This window comes from Lentilactobacillus otakiensis DSM 19908 = JCM 15040 (assembly GCF_001434145.1).
Lineage (GTDB): Bacteria > Bacillota > Bacilli > Lactobacillales > Lactobacillaceae > Lentilactobacillus > Lentilactobacillus otakiensis.
In genome coordinates, this window is the sequence record NZ_AZED01000011.1 from 1 (window position 1) to 12,937 (window position 12,937).

Here is a 12,937-nt window from a genome sequence, read left to right on the forward strand (position 1 = left end):
TACTGAGTTGTCGTAAGCGCTTGTTTATCGCTTTTGACAACTATTTAATATTATCATGTGGCACATTCAGTGTCAATGACTTTTTAAAATTTGTGGCTTATCGAAGAAGTCATTCTTGCGAAAGCCGCACTAAATAATATACCGGCTTTTGCGCGCTATGTCAACTAAAAAAGACAGATCAAATTTGATCTGTCTTTCCTACTATTTAATTCTTGCTAAAAAATACTTTTTCTTTCCGCGACGAACAATGACAAATTTGCCATCGAACTTGTTTGCGGGGTTAATTTCGTAATCAACATCCTGAATCTTTTCGCCATTAATTCTGATTGCACCATTGGTAATATCTTCACGCGCTTGGCGGCGAGATTTTTCAATCTTAGTGGCATCAACCAACCACTGCACAATATTAAGCGGTTCTGAAGATACTTCAACAGAAGGCATATTCTTAAATCCCTGTTCAATCTCAGCCGTTGTTAAGTCAGCAACGTTTCCTGAGAACAATGCTGCAGTAATATGTTCTGCCTGCTTCACTGCGTCTTTGCCATGAACAAACTCAGTCACTTCTTCCGCTAACTTACGTTGAGCTTCCCGCTTCTCTGGTTGAGTTTCAACTTTCTTTTCCAAATCAGCAATTTCGTTCTGAGATAAGAAGGTGAAGTATTTCAAATATTTGATCACGTCGTTATCGTCTTGGTTAATCCAGAATTGGTAGAACTCGTAAGGAGATGTCTTCTCAGGATCCAGCCAAACGTTGCCACCTTCTGATTTACCAAACTTGGTTCCGTCCGATTTCAATAACAGAGGAATCGTTAAGCCAAACACTTGAGCATCCTGCCCTTCAATTCGATGAATCAAATCAGTTCCAGAAGTGATATTTCCCCACTGGTCAGCACCACCCAATTGAACTTGAACGTCGTTATGTCGATACAAATGGAGAAAATCGATTGATTGCAAAATTTGGTAGGTGAATTCAGTGAATGAAATACCGACTTCCAACCGACTGGCAACAATTTCCTTATTCAACATGGTGTTCACGTTAAACAACTTGCCGTAATCACGCAGGAAATCCAATAAGGATAATTTTGAAAGCCAATCATAGTTGTTAACAATTTCAAACTTTCCATCTTGGCCAAAGAGCTTTTCCATTTGAGCAGTCAGGGCATCTTGATTATGGCGAACCTGATCCATCGTTTGAAGGACCCGCTCTGATTTCTTACCACTAGGGTCACCAATTGAACCTGTTCCACCACCAATAACAATCACTGGATGATGACCAGCCAATTGGAATCGTTTCAAAATCATAAATGGAATCAAATGTCCGATATGCATACTGTCACCGGTTGGGTCAATTCCCACGTAAATACCGACTGACTTCTTATTCACCAAGTCATTCAAACCATCATGATCGGTCTCTTGATTAATCGCGCCACGCCACTTCAGTTCTTCCAAAATGTTCATCTAATAATTCCTCCTAAAATAAAAACGTCCCCAGCAAAATTAATTGCCAGGGACGAAAGTTTTCCGCGTTACCACCCAAGTTCTTGCTGGAAAAGTCCAACAACCACTCAATTCATCGGTAACGAGATGATCCGTCTAACATATTAAGAACTCAGCAGCTGTATGTTCGTTGGCCATCCGCTCAGCTCACATCCCCGCTGAGTTTCTGAATTCTCAAAATGACCAACTACCGGACTGCGTCAACGTCCATAAAACAATAAGTTAATCATAGTGTTTGAATATGACCTTGTCAATGGCTTCTTGCTGGAAATTAAAGCCGACCCGTCAGCATTTGCTGGTAATAAAGTCCTGCGTTGGAGCGGTAATGGCGGAACTCAGTCTGAGACATACTCCGAGTTTTCTTCAGCGTCCACTTGGCAAGTTTGCTGTCAAAAGACTTGATTTGAGAGGAATAGTTACCACCCATGATCGTCTGTTTTTTAAACAAACTCCTTAAAGATGCATTTGGATAAGCATATAAATCTTTGGTACCAAACGTGTGACCCAATTCGTGAATCACAACTGCTCGGCGCTTCTGTTGATTATATCGACTCATCCATGACGTGTTCAAAGCAATCACGCCACTATTTATTTCTGCTACCCCCGCGTAGTTGCTGCCAAGCTTGTTAGTTCCCGTAAAGACCAACCGGGAATGACTGATTTGAGTTGTTCGTTTAAAAACATTTTTACCAAGAGCTCGATTCCATTTCTTGGTGGCATAGGTTATTTCAGGTGAATATCTTTTAGCATCTGCTTTAACGTAATACTTGATTGTTCCGTTGTAAGTCAGATTTTTGCTGGTGTGCATCGCGCTGGTAAATTTAATCGTTTGAGCTGAACTTGACTGACCGCCAACTGCGGCAAATCCGATTACAAACATCAACGTTGCTAACACAAGAACAAAAACATGCTTAAACTTAAACATTCAATTCCCCCTAATTAAACGTCGTCACTGTAATATTAAGTTTAAGGATGTTACGACAGCCATCCCCTCATCAATAATATATCATGGCACTATTTTCTGGTCGAATTTAAAGTCTCAAAATAGTCAAACATTCTTCACACAAATTTCATAAAGGCAGTTAGTTGTATTTCAAAAATGTTCAATCTAAAATTAAGTTGTTAAGGGAATATTGATCCTATATAGAAAGAAAGTGGCAGCATGTTAAAAATTAAATATGAGAATGGTGCGGGAACTGAGTCTATTGAATACAACTCAGTAGCTGACTTCGTAGCCAACCAACGCTTGGAAATCCCTGATCTGGAGGACTACTACAAAATTGTTGACGTCACATTGGATGGCAAGCCAGTGGAATTAAAAGACAAAACGATTATTGGTTTGTATAAGAAGTTTGATGATGAGGATGACTAGTCTCCTATAATTCAACTGAAGAGGCCAAACTAAAAGTATTCACTTTTGGTATGGTCTCTTTGTGTGCAGACATCAATTAGCAAGAGTCGCCGTTGATGATTGCTGAATTTCTTTATTTCCTAAATCCACTGATTAAGTTACACTTAACCACAGAAAGTAAAAACACAGTTCCGGCTGGTAGTCCGGACGTAACTCAATTGCGAGTTATCAGTATCCTTCCTCCTAGGTCGTCCATCTTTCTGAATCAAACAATTAGGAGGATCTATCAAATGAATACAATTACCAGTCAGCTAACCATTGTCTTTGATCCACCATTTTATAAGGCAATTTTTGAAAGAAGAACTAAGGACAGCTATGAAGTTGCTCAAGTTGTCCTGGGCTCTTCAGAACCTAAAACGCCTTTAATTACCGACTTAGTAATTAATAAATGGTCAAGGATTCAGTTCTTTGAAGCCACTTCTGACACAAAATCAAAATTGGCCGCAACGACAAAAGTTAATCCGAAACGGTTACAACGTTTGGCTCGAAAAACCATGACATCCAATACAAGTTCAAAAGCTCAGGCAGCCTTGAAGAAAGCATTCGAAAAGTCAAAGCAAACGCAGAAACATTCGAGTGTTTTGCAGAAGGCCGTTGTGCAAGAACAAGAATACCGATTGCGGAAGTCTAAAAGAATTGAAAAACATAAGGGACATTAATGTTGATTGATCGATAGATTTTGAAGGGGTTGAGGCAGTAGGATCATTTCTGTCTCATCCCTTTTAAATTACGAAACAAAAAAACTTTGGAAACAGAATCTTCCAAAGCTCGCTTAAATCTCGTTCAGTTAATCAACATTTTCAATCTTAAAAGACGTTTCACCATTCTTAACGATCCCATAAATTCGCTGCTTATGCTCGGCGTCAACGTAGCCAAAATCAATCACACTTTGGTCGTCTTGAAAATCAACACCCTTTAATTGTGAGCGTAGAAATTGACGAAGAACCGGCAGCTGACGGTCAAACTTCTTGGCCTTGTCGACAGCGGCTTGGAGGGTGAAGCCATCGTCTAAGAAACGTGTCACATGAAAGATAAAAAACAATGTATGCATTGAATATTCACGCGCCGCACCCTTCTTTTGACTGATCGACTTGATATAGCCCTGCTCTTCCCAATAGCGCAGTTGTCTGCCAGAAACGCCAGTGATCTGCTGAACCTGACCAATTCCAAAAATTAACTTGTCTGTATCGATAAATGCGTCATTGCCGTGCAGTTCTGCCATCATTTCCACCTAGCCTTCGTTTATAAACTCATTATATCAATTTTGGCGGTTGACACAAAGTCTTCAAAAAACAGCGTGACCTTTTGTGGAGATTTGTTATAATGCAGTTTGAAAGGTGTGAACAGTATGGGATTTTCTCCAAAACTAATTGTCGCAGACATTGCCCTAGTGGCGTCAATCGCATTAGCTTTCTTTATTCAAAAATCGTCATTTCCTAGTGATGTCAAGATTGGGCTGCTAATTTTAGCATCAATCTTCTTACTAGTATCAGTCATAATCAACTTAGTGTCAGCAAACCAGAATCGAAAAGAACGTAAGAATAGTCAAAAATAAAGTTGTGGCAAACTTCGCCACAACTTTTTCTTTTACCTTCAATTATTTGTCTTCATAAACTTTGATTAATCCTTGGGTGCCTAAATCTCCCAAGTGAAGTTCGTCGGTCATTTTTTCATACAGTTCTTTGGCGACCTTGGTAGCAGGTAACTCGATTCCCATTTCATCAGCTGAATTTAAAGCAATCCGCAAATCTTTGAGAAAATGTTTGGCTGCGAATCCTGGTTTGAAATCGTCCTTTAGAATCCGTGGACCATAATTGGTCATGCTCCAATTAGCAGCCGCACCACCGTTGATGGTTTCAATCATTTGGCTGAGATCGATTCCCGCCTTCTTTGCATATTCCAGCGATTCGATCATGCCAGTCATCGTACCGGCGACCATAATTTGATTGGCCATCTTGGCATTTTGACCTTGCCCCGCTCCGCCAAATCGGGTGATTGACGTGCCCATTGCCTTAAATATTGGTTGGACGGCCGCAAATGTCGCTTGGTCGCCACCAACCATGATCGTTAAAGTCCCTTTGGCAGCACCAACATCACCACCTGAAACGGGTGCGTCCAGCACACCAATTTCTTTTGCATTCCCCGTCTCAGCAATCTTTTTGGCTAAGCTCGGAGAACTCGTCGTCATGTCAATTAAAGTTTGACCGCCATGAGCAGCGCTGAAAATACCATGGTCGCCAAAATAAACTTCTTCGACATCAGCAGGGAAACCAACAATTGTGATGACGACATCACTCACTGCGGTAACTGCTGCCGGCGTCTCCAGCCACTTGGCACCCGAATTCAGTGCCTCTTGAGCATGCGCTTTGGTGCGGTTATAAACGGTCACCTCGAAACCCGCTTTCAGCAAATTCTTGATCATGCCAGTTCCCATCACACCTGTTCCAATAAAACCAATTTTCATCATGTCACCCCATTATCTATTTTGAACGTTCTGTAACAAAGGCCGCCACCAATCCTCATGGTGGAGGTACCAATCGATTGTTTGAGAAATGCCTTCATCAAAATCGATTTTTGGCTGCCATCCTAACTCGCGACGAATTTTTGAATCATCAATTGAGTAACGCAAATCGTTGGCTGGACGGTCAGTGACATAGTCAATCTTTGATTCTGGCAATCCTAACCGTTTGAGAATTTTTTCAACAATCTGAATATTTTCCGCATAATTGTGAGCAGCAATATTATAAACGTTTCCCGGCTGTCCCTTTCGTAAGACGGCATCGATTGCTCGACAATTGTCGGCAACGTGCAGCCAATCGCGGACATTTTTGCCGTCACCATAAACCGGCAGCTGTTTGTCTCGCATGCCGTTAGTCACCATCAGTGGGATCAGTTTTTCCGGAAACTGAAATGGCCCATAGTTATTCGCGGATCGAGTGATACAAACCGGTGTCCCATATGTCTTGAAATAAGACAGTGCCAGGAGATCCGCACCAGCCTTGGTTGCGGAATATGGTGAGCTTGGATTTAAAGTGGCTGACTCATCAAATTGACTACCTGACTGTGAACTGCCGTAAACCTCATCAGTCGAGATTTGGACAAGTTTACGAACGTCAAATTGCTTTACCGCATCCAACAATGTGCTGACACCAACAAAATTACTGCGGACAAATTCATCCGGGTGGCGGATCGACCGATCGACGTGTGATTCGGCCGCAAAGTTGACAATGGTATCGATCTGATATTGCTGAATCGTTTTTGTCACAGCATCCTTGTCAGCAATATTTCCTTCCACAAAATGATAATGAGCAGAATTTTTCACATCGGCCAAATTTGCAAGATTCCCAGCGTATGTCAATGCATCAAAATTGACAATTTGGTCGCCAGAATGATTTTCAAGCAGATAGTGGATGAAGTTGGCACCGATAAATCCCGCTCCACCAGTCACTAGAATATTCAAGCTGCACCTCCCGGAACTCTTTTTTATACATATAACTTACCATAATTAATGACAAAAATGAGACCAACCGCAAATCTTCGCTTGCGATCGATCTCATTATTTCAGTTAATCATCAATTGCATCTTCATTAACCCAGTAGCGGGTGGCCTGCTTATTGGCAGACACTCGGATTCGGTAGAAATCTTCACTTTCACGTTCGCCGTCATCATCGCGATAGTATGCCTTAGCTTTCTTATCCACGTATACGCGTTTGCCAGTGTGAGCTTTAATCTTTTTCCAACTGTATGTTCGATTGTTTTTCTTAGCCCCCGGAACATAGCGATATAGTTTTTCTTCACGATAATCTTCATCTAAAACAGTCTTGAAATTAACCGTCCGATATTTAACGCTAAATACTCGTGAAGCTTGGAAATATAATGGTCTGATCGTTCCTTTATTTAAATCAGAACTACCAGAATATTCAGTGTCGATATTTTCCCCAATTTTATTAACCTGAGCTGCTCTAGTGGTTGAAATATCGTGATCCCGGGTATGAATACTAGCGGAGAAGCCAACCATGGTCAATGGAATAAGCAAAAGCAATACGGCATCGGCTAGATCAAACTTTTTCATAATAAACGCCCTCCAATGTTGAATATTGATGTGGTTCTTTGGGTTATCTCTTATCTACACTATAATCTTATCGTAATGTTTTGGGGAAGTTGTGAAGAAAGTGTGAAGATTGTTGGAAAGTTTTTGGAGATGGCGGATGAAGGCCGATTGTGTGCATCATCTGTTTGGTTTAATGTCACTGAAGTTGGTGCGATTATTTTATTGGCCGGTTCCTTCGGCCTTCAAAATACGCTCCGGGGCCACCCGGGGCTCGTCACGCTCTACTTTTGGTCATAAGCCTTCTGGAACAAGGCGACAATCTCTTCTTTAGTTCCTTTACGTGGGTTTGAGAAGGCATTTCCATCCTTCAACGCATTTTCTGCCATCAATTCAAAATCCTCAGGTTTGGCACCGATGGACTTGATGCTGCGTGGGATATGCACGTCATCACACATTTGACGCATGCCCTTAATCGCTAATTCCGCAGCGTCTCTGGTTGACAAGCCGTCGGTATTTTCACCCATTGCTTTGGCCAATTCAGCAAATCTTTCTGGGCAGGCTACCAAGTTATATTCCTCAACAATTGGCAACAGCATTGCACAGCAAACACCATGTGGAGCATCATACTGTCCACCCAATTGGTGAGCCATCGCATGCACGTAACCCAGGTCCGCATTATTAAATGCCATGCCGCCTAACATTTCGGCTTCAACCATCTTGGTCCGAGCTTCCAAATTATGACCGTTGGCAACAGCTTCACGCAAACTTTCCTCACATAATTTGATTGCTTCAATACACTGACCGTCAGTAATTTCGTTGCGGTTAGTTGACACATATGGCTCAATCGACTGAACAAATGTGTCCATTCCAGTTGCCGCAGTCATTGCAGCAGGAACGTCCAATTCGAGCATTGGATCGTTGAATGAGACCAATGGAATATTACGCCATGACACAACCACGAACTTTAACTTAGTCTTTTCGTTGGTGATAACACAGTGGCGGGTTAATTCTGAAGCGGTCCCGGCAGTGGTGTTAACCGCCATCAGTGGAGGCAATGGATTTTCCAAAGTTTCAATTCCGGCCAATTTGGTAATGTCGTCACCGTTCGTCAAAATAATGCCAGTTCCCTTACCACAATCGTGTGAAGAGCCACCACCAACAGTGATGATACTGTCACAATCATTATCCAAATAGACTTTTTTAGCTGCTTCAATATTTCTGATCTTAGGATTAGGCTCAACGCCGTCAAAAATGACATATGAAACGCCAGCCTCATCCAATGAACTAAGGGTCTGGGCAACAGGACCGTTGTCCATTCCGCGAAGAAACTTATCAGTCACAATCAATGGCTTCTTCATGTTCAACATTTTGGCACGGTCGCCAATCTTTTTAATAACGCCTTTACCAAAAAAGTTCACACTCGGCATTAAGAAATCGAAATTTTCTTTCATGAGTTCTTCCTCCTATGAAATCAATAATTTTTAAACCGCTTTCATGGTAACACCTTGTGAAAAATATGTAAATAGACTCAACAAATTAAATATTGCCTGATTTTCACACTTTCATTCTCATTAATCCTTTGTAAATAAAGGGTTCATATTACAAAATGATTTACATCAGCTTTCAACTTTTAGAAGACAATCATACACATAATTCATCACTTTGTGAATTAATAAACCAGTGATTTCAAATCGGACATTGACCTTTGTCTAAATTTATCTTACACTTAAATAAATTTTAATTTACTTAAGTGTTGATGAGAAGAGTAGCGTTTTTAAGCTGATAAAGAGAGCTTCGGTTGGTGAGAGAAGACTGGTTGAAAATGTGAAGATGATCTCTGAACCCCGATGCGGTCGCACGGCCAATTCGACGTCAGCAAGCGTTACTTTGCCGAGTATCCCATGTTTTTCCATGGCGTACTTACTGAGGCCGAGGTTGCAAAATCTCAGCGAAGCCAGGTGGTAAAGTGAAAAGCCTTCACCCTGAACAATGCCCATTACATTGTTCAGGGTGAAGGCTTTTTTAATCTAATTATTTAAAGGAGAACGATCATATGTCAGACAAATTAATTGATATCGATACATTACTCGCACAAGCAGGAAACCGGGACAACAACGACCAGTATCACTCAGTGTCCACACCAATTTACCTCACATCTAACTTCCGACACCGCGATTTAGAGGACGCAGAAACTTTTGATCCCCACAAACAATATTCATATTCGCGGCTGTCGACTCCTACCAGAAGTGTTCTCCAAAAAACACTGGCCGAACTGGAAGGCGGCGCCAATGCCTTTGCCGTTAGTTCCGGAATGGCGGCAATCCAATTGGTCTTTTCACTGTTCAAATCCGGCGATGAAATTATTACCTCAGATGACCTGTATGGAGGCTCATTTCGATATTTCGATTATCTGGCTGACCACTATGGCGTCAAATTTCATAAATGGAATGGCAAGGATTACGAAAAACTGAGTGACCTGGTGACTGCTAAAACCAAAGCGGTCTGGCTAGAGACCCCTTCCAACCCAACTATGAAGATTATCGATATCCAAAAGGTGGCGGATCTCATCCATGGTGCCAACAAAGATACCCTAGTTTGTGTCGACAACACATTCTTAACCCCGGTCTATCAGCAACCGCTACGTGAAGGTGCTGACATCGTGGTTCACAGTGCCACCAAGTACCTTTCTGGTCACAATGATATGCTGGCCGGTTGTGTCATTGCCAAATCAGAGAAAGTTGCCAATGAACTGGAATTTAATTTCAATACCACTGGTGTGACGCTTGATCCATTCGACTCCTGGCTACTGCTTCGAAGCCTCAAAACATTGTCCGTCAGAATGGAACGCCACACCAGCAATGCCAAATATGTCGCAGCGTGTTTGAGCAAACTGCCGCAGGTTCAAAAGGTATTGTACCCCGGTGTCGGCGGCATGATCAGCTTTTATCTGCAAAATATGGACCAAGTCGACCGATTATTCAAGCACCTCAAAATTATTTCCTTTGCCGAAAGTTTGGGTGGCGTGGAAAGTCTTCTTACCATCCCTTCCCTACAGACCCATAGCGACATGGCAAAAGAAGATCGTTTAAAACTCGGGATTACGGATGAACTGCTCCGGTTGTCCACTGGATTAGAAAATCCCAAGGACTTAGCAGCTGATTTGACCCAAGCGTTAGGCGATTAGCAGACAAAAAAGTCGAGACATTTCGTCTCGGCTTTTTATTTTGATTCTTGTGATACTTTAACGTAAAAGTTTGCAAAAGATAATTGATAATATGGCTGTAACCACAACAGCAAAATCCCATAGGTAAACGAGTTCAAAATGTACCAACCAATAAAACTCAGTGCCATGACAAAATATTCCATCTTGTGGCCGTCCATCATTTTTCGGCTCTGCGTGATGGCATCCAAATAGCTGATTGGTTTGCCCGCATCCACTGAATCGCGATAGATATACAACGCCTGCGAATACGCAAACCCTTTGATAATCCCAGGAATAATCAGCAGTATTGACCACAATAACGTCAAGACGGTGGTAATAATCCCCATCATAATCGCACCAATGAAATATTGACCATTGTTTAAAATCGTAAATGATTTGGTGACAGGGGCATCAAACTTCACTTTATTACGAATAATATCAATACAGACAAACATCATCCCAGATAACAACAATCCTGAAACAATTGAGATAACTGTGGAAATGCCCCACAGATTCAACATTTCATTGCTGCCAAAACGCGCCGTCCCCTGAACAATTTGTTTCATCGCCAGATCGATATCGGATTGATGCAGTGGATTCATTGAGTAGGCAACCGAATAACCCAATTGAATAATAATTGCTGGTAAAAACAACAAAATAAAGAACGGGAAATGGCTGTTAATGATGCGTTTTGCTTCTAGTTTTAATCCTACGCGATCCATAAATACCTCCAAAATGATTAATAACTTCTATTTAAACATAACTTGGAGTCCGGCCGCAATAATTCCACCAGTTAGGGGACCAAACATTGGCACCCATGAGTAATACCATTCCCCACTGCCACGATTAGGGACCGGGATCACGGAATAAGCAAATCGTGGACCCCAATCACGGGCAGGGTTCAAAGCAAACCCAGTGGTAGTCCCGACACCCAAACCAACAACCATAATCAATAAGCCTACCACTAACGGTTTGAGGCCTTGAGTAAAGTCACCCAAGTTCAGCAGCGCAAAAACAAACACGAAGGTCGCAACAACTTCTGATAAAAAATTGGAAACTGGTGAATAAATAGCTGGCCGAGTCGCAAAAATGCCAACCGTATTCCCATTTTCAGGCGTTGTGGTTTTGAAATGTGGATAGAAGATAACCATGATCGTGGCTGCTCCTAAAAACGCACCAATAAACTGCCCCAACAAATAAGGCACCACCTGATCCCATGGGAAGAGGCCAAAAATTGCAAACGGAATCGTCACTGCTGGATTCAAGTGCCCCAATGAACCAAGTGATGAAGCCACATAGACGCCCATCGTGACTGCCATCCCCCAGGCAACACTGATAAAGGTCCAGTTTGATCCTTTGGCGTACGTTTGTCTCAAATTAGATCCGGCACAGGCACCGGTTCCAAGTACGATCAGTACATAAGTTCCAAATAATTCACCGATAAATCCATTCATATTCTCACCCACCAAATTTTTTGTATTCAATCACATTTTACAGGTTCGTTGAGCGAGATGAAAGCCCTTTCGAAGTTAAATGATTCAACCATAAGACCAGTCCAAGTGCAACCACCGCATAGACTGCCCCACCAGGGCCGACACCATCGAGGCTGAGATTGCTAACGATGATACCGCCAGTGGCTGAGCCCAATGCTATCCCAAAATTCGAAAAGATTGAATTCAGGGAAGACGCCAACACGATTGATTGAGGATATTCACGCTCGGCAATTTGGAGAAAGAACAGCTGGATCGGTGAATTAATCAGCGGCATCGTAAAGATAACCAAGGTCAATAAGATTGCCCCCGGCCAGCTGAAGTTAAAGACTAGCGGCATCAGCATCATCAAAATAAACTGAGCAATGAAGACGTAAGGCATTCCCTTCATCCCCGGTCCCTCACTAATTCGGCCGCTGACACGGTTGCCAATAATGTTAGAAATTCCAAACACAGACAACAAGATCGTCAGCATTGAAATTGAAAAATGCAGCTGATTAGTAATGATCGGCCGCAGATAGGTGTAAAAGACATAGATACCGGCTAAATTAAACATCGGCAGTAACATGCCAATTTGGATTTTATGATTGGTCAATAACGTGAGCTGACCGGATATGGTACTCTTTTTCTGTTTAAAATCAGTTGGTAGGCTCATAAAAATCATGACCATCGTGAGCAACGAAATCATAATCACCGTTAAAAATGAAATCCGCCAGCCAAATTGAGTTGAAATCCAAGTTCCTAAAGGCACTCCGACCACTGAGGCGATTGAGAAACCGGAAAACACCCACGACAGCAGCCAGCCACGTTTGGCCATTGGCGCAACATAACCCGCAAAGGTGAGCCCAAGTGAGATGGAAACGCCGGCAACCATTGCCGTCACCACTCGGGAAACAGCCAGCATGAAGAAGCTGGGTGCTAAAAAGCTCAAAATATTTCCAAAAGTGAAGACTGCCATGGCGACCATCAAATCCCAAAACAAATTAAATCTTCCAATTAAGATTGTGATAAACGGCGTGCTGATGGCATAAACAATCGCAAATGCAGTCACCAAATAGCCAACCGTCGCAACTGGAACGTTGAACTGACTGCTCAAGTCATCCAGGATCCCGACAATTAGGAATTCACTGAACCCCAATACAAATGCAATAAGAACTAGAACAAAGCTTTGAAACTTGAATGTTTTCATTGATTTCTCATCCCCTTTATTAATTTCTGAAAAGCACAACTTTTTTATACTACAGGTTATCCAAGCAATTATCTAGCCATTTGGGAAGAAAAAAATA

Annotated in this window: 14 protein-coding genes; 4 read left to right on the forward strand and 10 right to left on the reverse strand. The window is 42.1% G+C overall.

Annotated features, from left to right (window positions below; genetic code table 11):
* Positions 1-201: 201 nt before the first annotated feature.
* Together tyrS and FD05_RS03770 are read right to left on the reverse strand one after the other, a co-directional pair.
* Positions 202-1,458 carry a tyrosine--tRNA ligase gene (gene tyrS, locus FD05_RS03765; protein WP_020280959.1) on the reverse strand — a complete coding sequence of 419 codons (1,257 nt, stop codon included), beginning with the start codon at positions 1,456-1,458 and terminating at the stop codon, positions 202-204.
* Between the two features lie 310 nt (positions 1,459-1,768).
* The gene (locus FD05_RS03770; RefSeq protein ID WP_020280958.1) at positions 1,769-2,422 is read right to left on the reverse strand and encodes a zinc metalloprotease; all 654 of its coding nucleotides are present in this window, start codon (positions 2,420-2,422) and stop codon (positions 1,769-1,771) included.
* Between the two features lie 237 nt (positions 2,423-2,659).
* Here FD05_RS03770 and FD05_RS03775 point away from each other — a divergent pair, with 237 nt between their 5' ends.
* Together FD05_RS03775 and FD05_RS03780 are read left to right on the forward strand one after the other, a co-directional pair.
* Positions 2,660-2,869, forward strand: coding sequence for a hypothetical protein (locus FD05_RS03775; RefSeq protein ID WP_020280957.1), 210 nt, complete (start codon positions 2,660-2,662; stop codon positions 2,867-2,869).
* A gap of 269 nt (positions 2,870-3,138) precedes the next feature.
* Entirely contained in the window at positions 3,139-3,567 is a 429-nt protein-coding gene (locus FD05_RS03780; RefSeq protein ID WP_020280956.1) for a YjdF family protein, read from the forward strand.
* A gap of 128 nt (positions 3,568-3,695) precedes the next feature.
* Here FD05_RS03780 and FD05_RS03785 read toward each other — a convergent pair whose 3' ends face one another.
* Complete coding sequence (locus FD05_RS03785; protein WP_020280955.1) at positions 3,696-4,130, reverse strand: MerR family transcriptional regulator; 435 nt, start codon at positions 4,128-4,130, stop codon at positions 3,696-3,698.
* Positions 4,131-4,256: 126 nt separating this feature from the next.
* Between FD05_RS03785 and FD05_RS03790 the strand changes: the two genes are divergently transcribed.
* Positions 4,257-4,463, forward strand: coding sequence for a hypothetical protein (locus tag FD05_RS03790; RefSeq protein WP_039932701.1), 207 nt, complete (start codon positions 4,257-4,259; stop codon positions 4,461-4,463).
* Positions 4,464-4,505: 42 nt separating this feature from the next.
* Here the strand turns inward: FD05_RS03790 and FD05_RS03795 are convergent, their stop codons facing one another.
* From FD05_RS03795 to FD05_RS03810, 4 genes are all read right to left on the reverse strand, one after another.
* Positions 4,506-5,372 carry an NAD(P)-dependent oxidoreductase gene (locus tag FD05_RS03795; RefSeq protein WP_039932699.1) on the reverse strand — a complete coding sequence of 289 codons (867 nt, stop codon included), beginning with the start codon at positions 5,370-5,372 and terminating at the stop codon, positions 4,506-4,508.
* 12 nt (positions 5,373-5,384) lie between these two features.
* The gene (rfbB, locus tag FD05_RS03800) at positions 5,385-6,368 is read right to left on the reverse strand and encodes a dTDP-glucose 4,6-dehydratase (RefSeq protein ID WP_039932696.1); all 984 of its coding nucleotides are present in this window, start codon (positions 6,366-6,368) and stop codon (positions 5,385-5,387) included.
* 105 nt (positions 6,369-6,473) lie between these two features.
* A complete protein-coding gene (locus tag FD05_RS03805; protein WP_020280952.1) occupies positions 6,474-6,980 on the reverse strand; it encodes a hypothetical protein in 507 nt (168 codons plus the stop codon).
* 260 nt (positions 6,981-7,240) lie between these two features.
* Complete coding sequence (locus tag FD05_RS03810) at positions 7,241-8,410, reverse strand: iron-containing alcohol dehydrogenase (RefSeq protein ID WP_020280950.1); 1,170 nt, start codon at positions 8,408-8,410, stop codon at positions 7,241-7,243.
* A 602-nt stretch (positions 8,411-9,012) separates the two neighbouring features.
* On the opposite strand from FD05_RS03810, the gene FD05_RS03815 reads away from it, so the two are divergent.
* Positions 9,013-10,143, forward strand: coding sequence for a trans-sulfuration enzyme family protein (locus tag FD05_RS03815; RefSeq protein ID WP_020280949.1), 1,131 nt, complete (start codon positions 9,013-9,015; stop codon positions 10,141-10,143).
* A gap of 35 nt (positions 10,144-10,178) precedes the next feature.
* Here FD05_RS03815 and FD05_RS03820 read toward each other — a convergent pair whose 3' ends face one another.
* Genes FD05_RS03820 through FD05_RS03830 form a run of 3 tightly spaced genes read right to left on the reverse strand, consistent with a single transcriptional unit; the run spans position 10,179 to position 12,840 of the window.
* The gene (locus FD05_RS03820) at positions 10,179-10,883 is read right to left on the reverse strand and encodes a DUF975 family protein (RefSeq protein WP_020280948.1); all 705 of its coding nucleotides are present in this window, start codon (positions 10,881-10,883) and stop codon (positions 10,179-10,181) included.
* 27 nt (positions 10,884-10,910) lie between these two features.
* Positions 10,911-11,615, reverse strand: coding sequence for an MIP/aquaporin family protein (locus FD05_RS03825; RefSeq protein ID WP_020280947.1), 705 nt, complete (start codon positions 11,613-11,615; stop codon positions 10,911-10,913).
* Between the two features lie 37 nt (positions 11,616-11,652).
* Complete coding sequence (locus FD05_RS03830) at positions 11,653-12,840, reverse strand: MFS transporter (protein ID WP_020280946.1); 1,188 nt, start codon at positions 12,838-12,840, stop codon at positions 11,653-11,655.
* Positions 12,841-12,937 lie beyond the last annotated feature (97 nt).

Bases quoted from the DNA above. Each gene is read 5' to 3' on its own strand.
- FD05_RS03785 (WP_020280955.1), bottom strand. From the start codon at position 4,130: ATGGCAGAACTGCACGGCAATGACGCATTTATCGATACAGACAAGTTA.
- FD05_RS03780 (WP_020280956.1), top strand. From the start codon at position 3,139: ATGAATACAATTACCAGTCAGCTAACCATTGTCTTTGATCCACCATTT.
- FD05_RS03825 (WP_020280947.1), bottom strand. From the start codon at position 11,615: ATGAATGGATTTATCGGTGAATTATTTGGAACTTATGTACTGATCGTA.
- tyrS (WP_020280959.1), bottom strand. From the start codon at position 1,458: ATGAACATTTTGGAAGAACTGAAGTGGCGTGGCGCGATTAATCAAGAG.
- FD05_RS03805 (WP_020280952.1), bottom strand. From the start codon at position 6,980: ATGAAAAAGTTTGATCTAGCCGATGCCGTATTGCTTTTGCTTATTCCA.
- FD05_RS03820 (WP_020280948.1), bottom strand. From the start codon at position 10,883: ATGGATCGCGTAGGATTAAAACTAGAAGCAAAACGCATCATTAACAGC.
- FD05_RS03810 (WP_020280950.1), bottom strand. From the start codon at position 8,410: ATGAAAGAAAATTTCGATTTCTTAATGCCGAGTGTGAACTTTTTTGGT.
- FD05_RS03770 (WP_020280958.1), bottom strand. From the start codon at position 2,422: ATGTTTAAGTTTAAGCATGTTTTTGTTCTTGTGTTAGCAACGTTGATG.
- FD05_RS03815 (WP_020280949.1), top strand. From the start codon at position 9,013: ATGTCAGACAAATTAATTGATATCGATACATTACTCGCACAAGCAGGA.
- FD05_RS03795 (WP_039932699.1), bottom strand. From the start codon at position 5,372: ATGAAAATTGGTTTTATTGGAACAGGTGTGATGGGAACTGGCATGATC.
- FD05_RS03775 (WP_020280957.1), top strand. From the start codon at position 2,660: ATGTTAAAAATTAAATATGAGAATGGTGCGGGAACTGAGTCTATTGAA.
- FD05_RS03790 (WP_039932701.1), top strand. From the start codon at position 4,257: ATGGGATTTTCTCCAAAACTAATTGTCGCAGACATTGCCCTAGTGGCG.
- FD05_RS03830 (WP_020280946.1), bottom strand. From the start codon at position 12,840: ATGAAAACATTCAAGTTTCAAAGCTTTGTTCTAGTTCTTATTGCATTT.